Consider the following 14,030-nt stretch of genomic DNA (forward strand, 5'->3'; position numbering starts at 1 on the left):
CTAAGCGGACGAACTAACGTAACGGAGGAATTGGCTCCAGTTGGCTGACGTGAAGGGTAGTTGCGGACCTTCCGCCATCTTCGAATCGCGAATCCTTATGCCGTCACGGGCACGTGCCATCTCAAGGCAGTTCGCGCCACTAGCGGATCGTGAGCTCTTGCGCCAAACCTGCTCAGCCACCGGTCCTCCCTGGGCCGTCAGCAGCCATACGCGTGAGGCCACATGATGACGTCCACCAGGGGAACCATCAACCATGGATGTCACCGGGCCGCGGGCTCGGTGAAGCCCCCGTGGCACTGACCGAAGATGGAGCGCGAGAGGGCAAAGCGAGTTCCTGATCAGGCGAACGGAAGGGGTGGCACCCCTCGTAGGTGCCACCCTTTCGGCTGTGCGTCTCAGGTTTTCCTCAGTCCCGGCGGTTCGCCATGCTCGGCGCGGGCGCCAGGGACGAGTTCGCGTGTCAGGCCGTGAAGCCGCCGTCGACATGGATCGAGGCTCCGGTGATGTACGAGCCGTCCGCACTCGCCAGGTGCGCGACGGTGGCCGCGATCTCGGCCGCTTCCGCATAGCGGCCCACAGCGGTGAAGCCGGCGATCGCCTCGGCGTTCGGCCCGTCAGCGGGGTTGGCATCCGTGTCGGTGGGGCCGGGATGCACCAGGTTGACGGTGACTCCACGCGGACCGAGTTCTCGGGCGAGACCCTTCGTCATCCCGGCCAGAGCCGTCTTGCTCATCGAGTACAGCGCCAGTCCGGGGAAGACCGCACGTTCGGCGACGTTGCTGCCGATGTTGATGATGCGGCCGCCCCGGCCCATATGACGCACGGCCGCCTGAGACGCAGCGAACGGCGCCCGGACGTTCACCGCCAGGGTGCGATCGATGTCTGTCGGCCCCAGATCCTCGAGCGGACCGACGATGAACACACCGGCGTTGTTGACCAGGATGTCGAGTCTGCCGAACGTCGCGGCGGCTTCGTCCACCGCGGCGGTGAGTGCCTCGGGAGCGGCGCAGTCGGCCTGGACGGCCGATGCCCGGCGGCCTCTTGCCTTGATCTGCTCCACCACCTCGGCGGCGCGTTCCGTACTGTTCTCATAGGTCAGGACGACGTCGGCGCCTTCTTCTGCCAGCCGTAACGCCACAGCGGCGCCGATACCCCGGCTGCCGCCCGTGATCAAGGCCACGTTTCCCTCAAGTCGGTTCATGACGTTGAGCATTGCCCGCACCGGCCCCGGACGCTGGCGGGAATCCGACTCGGCGTTCGACCTGCGGAGGGACAACATCCTCTGATCAGAAGCCGGCCGGATACTAGGAGCGGATGACAGTGCGGGCTTCCTCGATCCACCCGCACACGGCCTTGGCACCGCAGCTTTCTGCGACCGACTGGGCCTCGTCGAGGTGATGGAGCGCCTCCGACGAGCCGCCGGTCTCGGCCGCGAGGTAGGCCAATGCCACCAGGCCGGCCGCTTCTCCGGCCCTGAAGCCGATCTCCCGGCGCAGTCGCACCGATTCGGTCAGCCGCTCGCGGGCCTGCTCGAAGTGGCCTGCGTCCCTGTCCGCGAAGCCGAGATGGCGAACCGCATAGGACATCGTCATCCGGTCGTCGACGGATTTCGCCAGCGCGTACGACCGCTCGAAGTACGGCCTGCCGGCGGCGCTGTCGCCCTTGACCACCTGATGCCAGCAGCCGATCCAGAACAACGCCTCCGCCTCACCCGACGCCTCCCCCAGACGCTGATACAACTCGGCCGCGCGCTCGAACAGCACCAGTTCCTGGCTGTTCTCGTCGCGGTCCTCGAGGAAGCGGACGTGCAGAACCTTGCCCCGCGCCATGGAAAGCGGCGCCTCGACCGCGTCCAGCACCTCATCGGACCGCTCCAACGCGGACGAGTCCCCGCCGAACATCGCCGCTTCGAACAGCGCTCCGGCGTCTTCGATCCAGTCCTGCCCTCGCATGCCTCGGCCCTCCCCGTTGAACGATGGCAGCGCCGAGGCTATCTCGGCGCCGGCCAACTGCTCTATGCACCAAGTCAGTGAACGCACCGACTGCGGGCCGCTCCCGCAGCGGTCCGGCTTGACCCTCACGTTGCGGGAGGGATCAAGGTGGGCTCATGAGCGACTGATACGACGCGTTCGAGATGAGTCCTGTGCCCGTTCCCGGGCCTGATGCGCTTGCGCCCGAGTTGTTCCGGGGCATCTACGGAATGCCCGCGTTCGCGACCGTTCCCACGAGTGATCTGGCCGTTTCAGTGGACTTCTGGACCCGTGGGCTCGGGTTCTTCGAGCTGTTCCGCAGTCCCGGAATCGTGCAGCTGCGCCGGTGGGCCTTCCAGGACGTGCTCCTCGTAGACCGTCGACGCCATTGCGCGCCCACGGCATCGACCCCGACACCGCGGCCCGGGAGTAGCCCGAGGCCTCGATGCCGAGCGCAGGGCAGATGCGTCTAGTGCTGTGACCGCATAGGTTCGCCGGGTTGGTGGTCGTGGCGTTGAACGTGCGGTGATGGTCGATCCGACCCCTGGAGCCGCGGGCGGCTGAGCCCGTTCGTGTGCACAGACTGACCGACCAGGTGGGGCAGAAGCTTCAGCAGATCGTGCGCCGCGACAGTAGGCAACTGTGGGTCAGATGGTCGGCTTTGGTGAAGCCCGCGTTCCGAGTGATTCAGCGGCCTGGAGTGCCGAATCCGGGGTCCGACCTGGGCGGGCATGGGTGCGGCGACCTGGAAGGCGTTTCTCTAGGCGGTGGCGTTCTGGCTGGTCAGCGGGTTGTGGGTTACGCTCCCGGCGGCGGCGTCAGCTCGAACCGCGCGATGACGTCCGGCAGCCACTCCGGCTGGCCGAATTCGACCCCGTACTTGGCCACGAGTGCCGGGATCGCGTCCGCGGACGGCGGCGGGCCGTCGGCGAACATCTCGGCCAGCTCGCGGAAGCAGTTCTCGAAACCGGCCGGGCTGATGATCTCGATCATGCGGGCAGGGACCGAGCCGGCGTTCCACATGGTGTGCAGCTCGCCGCGCGGCTTGGTGATGTAGCCGCCGGGGCCCAGCACGGCTTCGCGGTCGCCTGAGCGGAAGCCGATCTCGCCTTCGGTGACGATCGAGTACTCGTCCTCGCGGGTGTGCAGGTGCGGCGGAACCAGCGCGCCGACCGGGAACGGGTGCTCGACGACCGACAAGGCGCCGTTGGTATCGGCACCCCAGAGCTTGAAGACCACTCCGATGGAACCGAGGAAGCCCTCGGCGCCCTCGCCGGGGCGAACGACCGTGAGAGGAGGGACCAGTTCCTCGGTCATGGCGATCACTCCTCTGATCGATTTCGAGAGACACTGGTGTCCTGCTAAAAGTGTCCACCCCGGACTTCCTGGGTCGCATCTTGGCGACTCGACGATGTACGCCTCGTCGGCCCGGCGATCCGCCGCGGTCGGCCGCAGGACCACTGCGGCTCCAACGCGCCGGGCCCCGGTCGTTGCACGCGTGGATCCCATCGCGGACGGGTGTTCGGATCGGCCGCGACCAGCGCGGCGATCGCCTCGTCAGTGTTGCCCGAGGACGACGCGAGGATCATCATCGCCCTACGGACCTTGATCGTGCCGTGCCGCCCGCCGCACGATCCGCAGCAGGGTGCGGCCCTCGTCGTCCGTCAGCCGACGGGCCCGTACCGGCCTGACCATCACAGGACTCCTTCCACGACGAAGTGGCAGGTCCTGCACCCGACCGGAAACCGAGATCGTCGCACCCCAACCCGGCCGACCATCGCGGTCAACTCACTAATGCTGTGACCGGGAACGTTCGCCGGGGTCAGGGTGTTGGCGGTGCCTTTGCGGCGGCGGTTGACGCCCCACAACTGGTCGTCGCCGACGGAGTAACAGCCGTGGAAGTAGGTGACGCCATGGGTGCGGTGGTACGTCGCCGGCAGGCGGTCGGGCTTGCCCTGCTTCGCCCAGCAGGAGCCGGCGGTCGGCCTGATGCCCAGGGGCCCGAACTCATCGAAGGCGAAGGCCCGGTCCGGGAAGTGCTCCAGGACGTGCTCGATGCGGTCGAGCTTGGCGTCGCGCTCGGGGGTCGGGGGACTGCTTCCAGGTCTTGGTGCGCTGGAAGGTGCTGCCTCGGCACCGGAGCAGGCGCCGTAAGGCTTCCCGGCCGATGCGGATGACGCGTCCGTGCACGCGGCGCAGGTATGCGGCGAGTTTGCGGATCGACCAGCGAGTGAAGGGCTGGCCGAGCTTGGTCGGCCTGGACCAGATGGGCGATTACCGGGACCCGGTTGCCGCCAGCCGAAGCGAGCAGCATCATCGCCCGGCGGTAGCGCACCGAGTTGGTGCTGCCCCGGCGCACGATCTGCTGCAGCTTCTGCCCTTCCTGATCGGTCAGTCTGCGCACCCGCACAGGCTCGGCCACACACGCCTCCAGCCGTCGGAACGGACGTCACCGTCCAGCCAACCGCCCCAACCTCCAACCCGGCGAACCTTCCCGGTCAGAGCACTAGACCGCGCTCCGCAGGCCTCCGCCCGCTTCGTCCGCGAACGCGCTCGGCCAGTAGCGCCGGCCGTCGTCCTCCTGTGCCGCCGCCGACGTGCGGGCGCAGGCCAGCGGGTCCAGGGTGGCGAGGGTCCGGGTGAGGGTGGTGGCGAGCTGGTCGTAGGCCTCGGTGAGATCGTGGTCGGCGTCCAGGGTCTTCGCTCTGTGGATCAGCCAGAGGGTGACGGCGAGGGTGGAGACGTCGGCGTTCAGGGGGCACAGCGCCGACATCGCCCCGGACCAGGTCAGGACCGCGCCCGTGGCGCCGTCCAGGACCAGGCTGACGCCCTCGGACAGCGCGCCGAGACGGATCAAGTGGGCGGCTTCGGCGGGGAGTCGGGCGTGGCTGTCGTCCGCGTGGTGATCGGCGAGGGTGGGGAGCGGGGCGTCGGTGTCCAGGGCGAACCAGACGCATTCCTCCGGCAGGCCCACCTCGGCCAGGAAACGGCGGCTCGGCTCATGGGTGAGGGCGGACGGGAAGTCGACGTCCTCGAAGCGGACGACGGCGCGGGAGCCGAACTCGTCGTCCAGGAGGCGGGGCGGGAGGTCGAGGGCCAGGTCCGAGCGGGTGCCGGGGCCCGCGATCAGGGCGAGGGGACGTATCACCGCGATCAGACGCCAGAACGGCGGTACCTCGCCGTGCGCCCCGGCCTCGTACAGCGCGAGGAGCTGGGCGGAGGCCTGCGCCACCGCCTCGGGGCCGTAGCGGCCCGCGTAGGCGGCGAACTGGCCGCGCAGCGCCGCCAGTTCGTCGGCCGCCGTCGCGAAGCGCACGAGCGTCTCCAGGGACGGCGCGAGCGGCCGGCGGCCCATCAGGTGGGGGCGGTCGTGGAGGAAGTACGTCGTCGTGATCTCGCCGGTGGAGCCGTCGAGCAGGACCGACTCCCCGCGCGGGCCGTCCGACCCGGCGAGCCCTCCTATGACGAGCTGTTCGCTCAGGCCGGCCGCCATGCCGTCGTCCGGTTCGCCCGTGGAGTCGCCCACGGTGCGCAGTCCGTCCGCGCGGAGCGCGTCGAAGGTCAGCAGGCCGCCGACGCCCGGCAGTCCGGGCCCGGTCAGCCAGCGGCGCGTCGGCGCGTGCGTGACGTACGGGTCCAGCTCGGAGTCGGTGAAGGTGATCACCGCCGTGCCGGCGGCGGTACCGGTCGTGCCCATGTGGTTCCCCCGTGCGTGAAGTGTGCCGTCCCGGCGGCGGCCCGCGTCGCCGCGCCCGCCGCCGTCCCACTTCCCCGAACACTACGCGGCACCACTGACAACGGCCCTCGCCTGGGAAGACGTCACCGCGTCCGAGATCGTTCCCGTCTCACGGCAGCTCACGGGAATCACCCCGGCCGTCTCCGCGCTCCCCGCCCGGCAGGCGCCGGAGAGGGGGTTCACGTGAAGTAGACCCCGCCGAGCACGACCACGACCGCCGCCGCCACGAACAGCAGGATCCACAGCAGCAGCTTTCCCACCGCGGGCGGCGGTTCGTAGCGCTGGGGATCCTGGTCGGTCACTGCCCCGTCACCACCGCTGCCTGCGGTCTTATCGGGAGGCGGTTGACGGGGCGGCCGGTGGCGGCGCGCACCGCCGAGGCGATGGCCGCGGGGGACGTCACCACCGGTACCGCGCTGGCCGCCTTCGCGCCGAAGGGGGCGACGACGTCGCGTTCCTCGACCAGTTTGACGATCCGGATGTCGGGCACGTCCAGGGCGGTCGGCAGGGCGTAGCCGGTGAGGTCGGGGTGGCGGACGAGGCCGCGCGGGGTGCGCAGGTTCTCGGTGAGCGCGATGCCGACGCCCTGGGTGACGCCCGCCTCGATGCGGGCGGTCAGCTGCGCGGGGTTGAGCACCCGGCCGACGTCCTGGGCGACCGCCATCTCCACCACCCGCACCGAGCCCAGCTCGATGTCGACGTCGACCACCGCGCGGACCGCGCAGAAGGCGAGCCCGACGAAGGCGTCGCCCTGGCCGGACGCGTCGAGCGGCTCGGTCGGGTGCGGGCGGCACTGGGCCGTCGCCCACAGCTCCTTGCCGTGCAGCTCCTCGGCGACCGTGGTCGACAGGACGCCGTCGTACGAGGTGATCTTGCCGTCGGTGATCTGGAGCAGCTCGGTGGACATGCCGAACTTGTGCGCGAGGGGCTGGAGCAGCTGGGTGCGGACCATCTTGGCCGCGCGTTCCACCGCGCCGCCGGACACCCACGTGTGCCGGCCGTGGCAGCTCGGCCCGGCGGGCGGCTGGTCGGTGTCGACGGGCGCCACGTGCACCTCGTCGATTCCCAGGGTCTCCTGGACGATCTGGCGGGCGAGGGTGGTGAAGCCCTGCCCGGTCTCCACCGCCGCGCACAGCACCGTCGCGACGCCGTCCAGGACCTTGACGGTGGCCGTGGACACCTCGTCCGCGCCCTCGGCGCCGAGCATGTGCACCATGCCCAGGCCGTAGCCCACGCCGCGGCGCACCGCGCCGGGTTCGCCCGCGCCCTCGGGGCCGCCGGGCAGCAGCCAGTCCTCCTCGGGGGTGTCCTTCGGCAGCGGCGGCAGGGGGAACTCCTGCACGGCCTGGAGGAGTTCGGCGACGGGCGCGGGACAGGTCACCGTCTGACCGGTCGGCAGCACGTCCCCGGTCGCCATGACGTTGCGCAGGCGCAGCTCCGCCGGGTCGACGCCCAGCTTCTTCGCCAGCTTGTCCATCTGCGCCTCGTAGGCGGCGCACACCTGCATCGCGCCCTCGCCCCGGACGTGCCCGGAGGGCGGGTTGTTGGTGCGCACCGCCCAGCCCTCGATGAAGGCGTTCGGGACGACGTAGGGGCCGCAGGCGAAGGAGACGGCGGCGGCCAGGGCCTCGGCGGAGGTGTCGGCGTACGCGCCGGCGTCGAGCAGGATCTGCGCCTCGACCTTGACGAGCCGGCCCTCGGCGTCGGCGTGGTGGCGGTATCTGAGCAGGGTGGGGTGGCGGTGGGCGTGGCCGAGGAAGGACTCCTCGCGGGTCGCCGTGAGCTTCACCGGGCAGCCCGTCCTCAGGGCGAGCAGGCCGAGCGGGAGCTGGAAGCCCTGGTCCTCGCGGTCGGCGGTGGCGCCGGGCACACCGGTGACCACGATCTTCACCCGATCGGGTGTCAGCCCGAAGCAGGCGGCGGCGGTGTCGCGGTCGCTGTGCGGGTCGGTGGAGGCGAGGTACAGCTCCACGCCGCCGTCGGGGCGGGGCACCGCTAGGCCGGCCTCGGCGCCGATGGGGGCGGGGTCGGCGCGGCCGATGCGGTACTGGCCCTCGACGACGATCTCGCCGGCCGCGGCGGGGTCTCCGTGGTGCAGCGGGATGTGCCGGATGAGGTTGCCGTCGGGGTGCAGCGACTCGGCCTCGAAGGCGAGTTCGGGGTCGACGACCGGGTCGAGGACCTCGTACTCGACGATGACGGCCGCGGCGGCCATGCGCGCGGTGTCGGGGTGGTCGGCGGCGACGGCGGCGATGGGTTCGCCGTGGTGGCGTACGACGTCGGAGGCGAACACCGGGCGGTCCGCCGTGCCCCGGCCGTGCAGCGCGCTGCCGGGCACGTCCTCGTGGGTGACGACGGCGCGCACGCCGGGCATCTCGCGGGCGTGGGAGGTGTCGATGGAGACGATGCGCGCGTGGGCGTGCGGGGAGCGCAGCACGGCCGCCCAGAGCAGGCCTTCGGCCCACAGGTCGGCCGCGTAGGGGAAGGTGCCCTCCGTCTTGGCGCGCGTGTCGGCGGGCGGCAGTGAGACGCCGAGGCCGTGCGGGATCGGCTCGGGGTCCGGGGCGGCCTCCGCGGGGCTCGTCGCGGTGGCTGCTTCGTTGGTCACGCCTGGCCTCCGTCCTGGCCCTGTCCGTACACCGGGTCGTGCGGATGGGGCTGTGCCGGGTTCTCGAACGCCGACGGGTGGACGCCGCCCGCGCCCGGACCCGCCTGGTGCGGAATACGTGCCTCGTCGCCGTCCGTCTCAGCGTCCGCGGCGGCGTGCGCCTCGCGTTCGTCGACGACGTCCTGGACGGCCCGCAGGACGCCCCGGTAGCCGGAGCAGCGGCACAGGTTGCCGCAGAGCGCCTGGCGGGCCTCCAGCTCGGTGGGGGCGGGGTTGCCCTCCAGCAGGTCGTGCACGGTCATCGCCATGCCGGGCACGCAGAAACCGCACTGCACCGCCCCGCACCGGGCGAGCGCCCGCTGCACGTCCGAGGGCTGCCCGTCGACGGCGAGGCCCTCCACGGTGCGGACCTCGCTGCCGGCGGTGGTGACGGCGGGGACCAGGCAGGAGGCGACGAGGCGGCCGTCCACCTGGACGTTGCAGGCCCCGCACTCGCCCTGCGAGCAGCCGTCCTTGGCGCCCGCGAGTCCGAGCCGCTCGCGCAGGACGTAGAGCAGGGACTCGCCGATCCAGGCGTCGGTGACCGGGCGGTCGGAGCCGTTCACGCGCAGCACGTAGGAGGCGAGGGGGTGTTCCTCGTGGAAGGGCGGCGCCGCGGGCGGCTGGTCGGCGTCGGGGTCCTCCCGCGGGTGGGCGCCGTGGCCGTCGTCCACGCGCGTGGACGACACGGTGTCGTCGCCGGCGTCGGACGCGTCGGCCTCGGACCGTGGAGCGGCGGATTCCGTCTCTGCGTCGTCGGCGGACGGCTCGGAGTGCGAGTGGTCCGCGTTCCCGGCCCGCGAGTCCTCCGGGGCGATTGCTCCGGGTGCGGCCTCCGTGTCTCGTACGGCGTCCGGGTCGCGGTCGCCGTACGCGTCCCGCACGGCGTCGACGTCATGTCCGGACTCCGGGTCGTGCACGCCCTCTGCGGCGGCCCCGGGCTCGGCGTAGGGCTCGCGCGAGCCGCTGTACGGGCCCTCAGGGCCCCTGTGAGCCTCTTGCGTGCCCCCGTGGGCCTCGGAGGTCCCGTAGGCGGCCTCGTGGGCCTCCACGGCGTGCGCGCCGTCCTCGTCCCCGGCCCGGGGCGCGAACAGGGAGACGTCGTCGGCATGCCGTTCGGACGCCGCCGCACGGCCGGGACGGTCGGCGCTCTCCGGCTGCGGCTCCCAGGGCTGCGCCGACGGGTCGGCCGGGTCCTGCGCCGGCTCCGTCGCCCAGGGCGCGGGCGCACCCCCGGGCAGGGTGGCCGGGGGCGCGCCGCCCCACTGCTCGACCAGGGCCGAGGCGGTGAACTCGCCCGACTCGTCGGGGAGGTCGCCGCCTGCGACCGGAATGGACCACTGCCCGGTCACGTCATGGCCGGGAGCGGGCGCGGGGGCCGCCGGGGTCTCCTCGAACGTCCACTGTCCGGTCGAGCCCGGGTTGTACGTGAACCGGTCGTCGCCCACGCTCGACCCGCTCGCGGGGGCGGGCCACTCGGCGCCGCCGACCGGGGACGGCCACGCGCCCGTGCCGCTCGCGTCGGCGTCGGGCCGGTCGGGCGCCGCCGTGATCCGCGGCGGGACGTAGCCGTGTCCGGGAGCCGCCAGCGGGCTTTCCCCGCGCGCGGCGAGGAGCGCGTCCACGCCGCCCTCGGGGAGCTTGACGAAGGCGGTGGCACCGTCGTCGTAGTCGCCCTGGGGCAGCGGGTCCCAGCGGCCCGCGCCCTGGGGCGCGCCCTGCCCCTGATCGTGATCTCGTCCGTGCTGGTGCCCGTGGTCCTGTCCGTGCTGGTCGTCGGTCACGACAGCGCCCTCCCCAGTGCTCGTCGGGCCAGCGCGGCGACGGTGCGCCGCAGATGCAGTACGGCGGGCGGCAGCGGCTGCACGGAGCCGTCCTCGGCCGGGACCGGGTCGGGGATGCAGGCGGCCGCCACGTACTCCCCGAAGGCGGTCAGGGCCTCGGGGACGATCGCGCGGCTGTTGTCCCAGTCGATGAGCTGGGCGACCCACTGCTCGGCCTCGAGGGGCCGCAGCGGCATCGGCGCGATCGCGCCGACGGCGCACCTGACGCCGCGCCGGGCGGGGTCGAGGACGAGGGCGACGGATGCGACGGCGCGGCCCGGGCCGGTGCGTCCGGTCGCCTTCAGGAAGACCTGGGGGGCGTGCAGCAGCGGCACGCGCACGTAGCCGATGAGTTCGCCGCCGCGCAGCATCTCCATGCCGGCGAGCAGATGCGACACCGGGATCTCGCGTCGGGCTCCGCCCTGGCCCGCGACGATCAGGGTCGCCTCCAGCGCGGCCAGCACGGGCAGCGCGTCGCCGGTGGGCGCGGCCGAGGCGATGTTGCCGCCCAGGGTGCCCGCGTTGCGGATGTGCGGGGGTCCGGCGGCGCGCGAGGCGGCGGCGAGCGCGGGGATGAGGGCTGCGAAGTCGGGGCGTCCCATACGCGCGTGCGTGAGTCCGGCGCCGAGCAGGGCGTGGCCGTCCTGGTACTGCCAGCCGCGGATCTCGCTGATCCGGCCGAGGCCGACCAGGGCGGCGGGCCTGAGCTGCCCGGAGTTGACGGCGGCCATGAGGTCGGTGCCGCCGGCCACCGGAACGGCCGCGGGGTTCGCCGAGAGGGCCGTGACGGCCTCGTCCAACGACGTGGGCAGCGTGACGGCGTGCGCCGCCTGCGGTGCGTGCGTGCTCAAAACCGGCTGCCCCTTCCCGCTGCCCCACCTGGTCCCGCCTGTGCTGCCGTACGGTACGTGCTGACAGGGCGGACGTGGCAACTCTGGCACATCTTCGCAAGGCCCGAACGCGGGGGTCCGCTAGGAGGCATTCGCCCATCTCACCGGGGAGATGGGCCGATTTGGCACGGCATCACCGGTGCGCTCGAATTGCCACTCTTCGGTGACCCCGCAGGGTTCCTCCCCACCGGTGTCCACTGCGCGCGGGCCCGTCGCGAGCGCCGCGGGCTCGCCGGCCGGACCAGGGCGCCGAGGCGTCGAGGGGTGACACCCGCGCAGCCCACGCGCGCGAAGAGCCACTTGGCGACGTACCGGACGAACCAGATCCGCGACGCACCCTCGGTGAACCTCGGGCGCTCGCCGATTCCCGCCCGCCGCCCCTGATCGCGTGTCAGGCGGTCACTTGTCGCCCTTGCCGCCGTTGTCGTCGCCACCGGAGCCCATGGACTCGTAGATCTCCTTGCACATGGGGCACACGGGGTACTTCTTCGGGTCGCGACCGGGCACCCAGACCTTGCCGCACAGCGCCACGACGGGGGTCCCGTCGAGAGCGCTCGCCATGATCTTGTCCTTCTGGACGTAGTGCGCGAAGCGCTCGTGGTCACCGTCACCGGACGACACCTGCGGCGTCGGCTCTACGAGGGTCCCCGTACCGGTGCCGCGCTCGGGCTCAAGAGTGCTCATGGGCCCAAGGGTACTGAAGCTCACACCCATCAGTTGAGCGACGGGTCGTCCGGATAGGTGGCCACCATCGCCAGCTCGTTGCGCTGGCGGCGCAGCACCTCGCGCCAGAGTCTCTCCGGCTCCGGCGAGGAGACGTCGCCGGGCTCCGACTCGACGACGTACCAGGCGCCGTCCACCAGCTCGTCCTCCAGCTGGCCGGGGCCCCAGCCGGCGTACCCGGCGAAGATCCTCAGGGAGCCGAGGGCCGAGGCGAGCAGCTCCGGCGGGGCCTCCAGGTCGACGAGGCCGATCGCGCCGTGCACCCGCCGCCAGCCCAGGGGGGCGCCGTCGACGCCGGAGCCGCCGGGGATCACGGCCACGCCGAGCGCGGAGTCCAGGGAGACCGGGCCGCCCTGGAAGACGACGCCCGGTTCGCCGGTGAGGTCCGCCCAGTCCTCGAGGATGTCGCCCACGCCCACCGGCGTCGGACGGTTGAGGACGACACCGAGCGAGCCCTCCTCGTCGTGGTCGAGGAGGAGCACCACCGCACGGTCGAAGTTCGGGTCCGCCAGGGCGGGGGTTGCCACGAGCAGCCGCCCTGTGAGCGAGGACACCTCGGTCATGCCAGACATGATCCCGCATCTTCCCCCGGAGTGGGGAGGCAATGCGGCGTCAGGGGTGAGGGGCAGGTGGGGAGCCTGGAGGCGGGCCGGGCACACGCGCGTGGCGGCGGTCTCACGGTGACCTTGCGTGGCCGGTGAGAAACGGTTCGTGTTGTGACACAGCCATGACCTTCCTGAGCGCCTCCTGGGCTTACGGGACAAGGGCACTCGGCGATTACTCTGTCTCTCTCCAGCCCTGCCCCACCTTCCATGGAACGCGAGATACATGACCGTCAACGACGATGTCCTCCTTGTCCACGGCGGAACCCCGCTCGAGGGCGAGATCCGTGTCCGCGGCGCGAAGAACCTCGTGCCCAAGGCCATGGTCGCCGCCCTGCTGGGCAGTGAGCCGAGTCGACTGCGCAACGTTCCGGACATCCGTGACGTGCGGGTCGTACGCGGCCTGCTGCAGCTGCACGGCGTGACGGTCCGGCCGGGCGAGGAGCCGGGCGAGCTGGTGATGGACCCGACGTACGTCGAGAGCGCGAACGTCGCCGACATCGACGCGCACGCGGGCTCCAGCCGCATCCCGATCCTGTTCTGCGGCCCGCTGCTGCACCGTCTCGGGCACGCCTTCATCCCCGGCCTCGGCGGCTGCGACATCGGCGGCCGGCCGATCGACTTCCACTTCGACGTGCTGCGGCAGTTCGGCGCGAAGATCGAGAAGCGGGACGACGGGCAGTACCTGGAGGCCCCGCAGCGGCTGCGCGGCACGAAGATCCGGCTGCCGTACCCGTCCGTGGGCGCGACCGAGCAGGTGCTGCTGACGGCCGTCCTCGCCGAGGGCGTCACGGAGCTCTCGAACGCGGCCGTGGAGCCGGAGATCGAGGACCTGATCTGCGTCCTGCAGAAGATGGGCGCCATCATCGCGATGGACACCGACCGGACGATCCGCATCACGGGTGTGGACACGCTCGGCGGCTACGACCACCGCGCCCTCTCGGACCGCCTGGAGGCCGCCTCCTGGGCGTCCGCCGCGCTGGCGACCGAGGGCAACATCTACGTCCGCGGCGCGCAGCAGCGGTCGATGATGACGTTCCTGAACACCTACCGCAAGGTGGGCGGCGCCTTCCGTATCGACGACGAGGGCATCCGCTTCTGGCACCCCGGCGGCCAGCTGAAGTCCATCGCTCTGGAGACGGACGTCCACCCCGGCTTCCAGACCGACTGGCAGCAGCCGCTGGTCGTGGCCCTGACGCAGGCCACGGGCCTGTCGATCATCCACGAGACGGTGTACGAGTCGCGTCTCGGCTTCACCTCGGCGCTCAACCAGATGGGCGCGCACATCCAGCTCTACCGCGAGTGCCTGGGCGGCTCCGACTGCCGTTTCGGCCAGCGCAACTTCCTGCACTCCGCGGTCGTCTCCGGCCCCACCAAGCTCCAGGGCGCCGACCTGGTCATCCCGGACCTCCGCGGCGGCTTCTCCTACCTGATCGCCGCCCTCGCGGCCCAGGGCACGTCCCGGGTCCACGGAATCGACCTGATCAACCGGGGCTACGAGAACTTCATGGAGAAGCTCGTCGAGCTGGGCGCCAAGGTCGAACTGCCCGGCAAGGCACTCGGCTGACCCAGCCCGCCTCGCAACCCCGGCCAGGGCCACACCCCCGACTGCCGGGGGTCCGGGGGTCGCCCCCGGGCA

12 protein-coding genes and 2 pseudogenes are annotated in these 14,030 nt (G+C 71.8%); 2 read left to right on the top strand and 12 right to left on the bottom strand.

All coding sequences use genetic code 11. The features are described 5' to 3' along the window. From ACIRS4_RS29405 to ACIRS4_RS29415, 3 genes are all read right to left on the bottom strand, one after another. On the bottom strand, positions 1-567 hold the full coding sequence (locus tag ACIRS4_RS29405; RefSeq protein ID WP_404201747.1) for a DUF397 domain-containing protein: 567 nt from the start codon (positions 565-567) through the stop codon (positions 1-3). Then, positions 461-1,201 (bottom strand): SDR family NAD(P)-dependent oxidoreductase, encoded by a 741-nt coding sequence (locus ACIRS4_RS29410; RefSeq protein WP_404201749.1) that lies wholly within the window; start codon positions 1,199-1,201, stop codon positions 461-463. The genes ACIRS4_RS29405 and ACIRS4_RS29410 overlap by 107 nt, the downstream gene beginning before the upstream one ends. A gap of 103 nt (positions 1,202-1,304) precedes the next feature. Next, positions 1,305-1,952, bottom strand: a complete 648-nt coding sequence (locus ACIRS4_RS29415) for a tetratricopeptide repeat protein (protein WP_404201751.1) — start codon at positions 1,950-1,952, stop codon at positions 1,305-1,307. 182 nt (positions 1,953-2,134) lie between these two features. Between ACIRS4_RS29415 and ACIRS4_RS29420 the strand changes: the two are divergent. Next, positions 2,135-2,344 (top strand): annotated as a pseudogene (locus ACIRS4_RS29420) (VOC family protein); the annotation flags it as partial. A 424-nt stretch (positions 2,345-2,768) separates the two neighbouring features. On the opposite strand, the gene ACIRS4_RS29425 reads toward ACIRS4_RS29420, so the two are convergent. From ACIRS4_RS29425 to ACIRS4_RS29465, 9 genes and pseudogenes are all read right to left on the bottom strand, one after another. Next, positions 2,769-3,287, bottom strand: a complete 519-nt coding sequence (locus ACIRS4_RS29425; protein ID WP_404201753.1) for a cupin domain-containing protein — start codon at positions 3,285-3,287, stop codon at positions 2,769-2,771. A 506-nt stretch (positions 3,288-3,793) separates the two neighbouring features. Beyond that, positions 3,794-4,392: pseudogene (locus ACIRS4_RS29430) on the bottom strand (IS630 family transposase); the annotation flags it as partial. Between the two features lie 84 nt (positions 4,393-4,476). Continuing rightward, positions 4,477-5,667 carry an SUKH-4 family immunity protein gene (locus ACIRS4_RS29435; protein ID WP_404201755.1) on the bottom strand — a complete coding sequence of 397 codons (1,191 nt, stop codon included), beginning with the start codon at positions 5,665-5,667 and terminating at the stop codon, positions 4,477-4,479. A gap of 218 nt (positions 5,668-5,885) precedes the next feature. Continuing rightward, positions 5,886-6,008 carry a hypothetical protein gene (locus tag ACIRS4_RS29440; RefSeq protein WP_404201757.1) on the bottom strand — a complete coding sequence of 41 codons (123 nt, stop codon included), beginning with the start codon at positions 6,006-6,008 and terminating at the stop codon, positions 5,886-5,888. Further along, a complete protein-coding gene (locus ACIRS4_RS29445; protein WP_404201759.1) occupies positions 6,005-8,314 on the bottom strand; it encodes a xanthine dehydrogenase family protein molybdopterin-binding subunit in 2,310 nt (769 codons plus the stop codon). The genes ACIRS4_RS29440 and ACIRS4_RS29445 overlap by 4 nt, the downstream gene beginning before the upstream one ends. Then, positions 8,311-10,137, bottom strand: coding sequence for a 2Fe-2S iron-sulfur cluster-binding protein (locus tag ACIRS4_RS29450; protein ID WP_404201761.1), 1,827 nt, complete (start codon positions 10,135-10,137; stop codon positions 8,311-8,313). Before ACIRS4_RS29450 ends, ACIRS4_RS29445 begins: the two co-directional genes overlap by 4 nt. Then, the gene (locus tag ACIRS4_RS29455) at positions 10,134-11,027 is read right to left on the bottom strand and encodes an FAD binding domain-containing protein (RefSeq protein ID WP_404201763.1); all 894 of its coding nucleotides are present in this window, start codon (positions 11,025-11,027) and stop codon (positions 10,134-10,136) included. Before ACIRS4_RS29455 ends, ACIRS4_RS29450 begins: the two co-directional genes overlap by 4 nt. 438 nt (positions 11,028-11,465) lie before the next feature. Continuing rightward, on the bottom strand, positions 11,466-11,750 hold the full coding sequence (locus ACIRS4_RS29460; protein WP_130436531.1) for a DUF3039 domain-containing protein: 285 nt from the start codon (positions 11,748-11,750) through the stop codon (positions 11,466-11,468). Between the two features lie 29 nt (positions 11,751-11,779). After that, the gene (locus ACIRS4_RS29465; RefSeq protein ID WP_358798157.1) at positions 11,780-12,352 is read right to left on the bottom strand and encodes a YqgE/AlgH family protein; all 573 of its coding nucleotides are present in this window, start codon (positions 12,350-12,352) and stop codon (positions 11,780-11,782) included. A 265-nt stretch (positions 12,353-12,617) separates the two neighbouring features. Here ACIRS4_RS29465 and murA point away from each other — a divergent pair, with 265 nt between their 5' ends. After that, positions 12,618-13,958 (top strand): UDP-N-acetylglucosamine 1-carboxyvinyltransferase, encoded by a 1,341-nt coding sequence (gene murA / locus ACIRS4_RS29470; protein ID WP_404201766.1) that lies wholly within the window; start codon positions 12,618-12,620, stop codon positions 13,956-13,958. Positions 13,959-14,030: the final 72 nt, after the last annotated feature.

It is taken from the genome of Streptomyces sp. NPDC101166 (assembly GCF_044768125.1).
Lineage (GTDB): Bacteria > Actinomycetota > Actinomycetes > Streptomycetales > Streptomycetaceae > Streptomyces.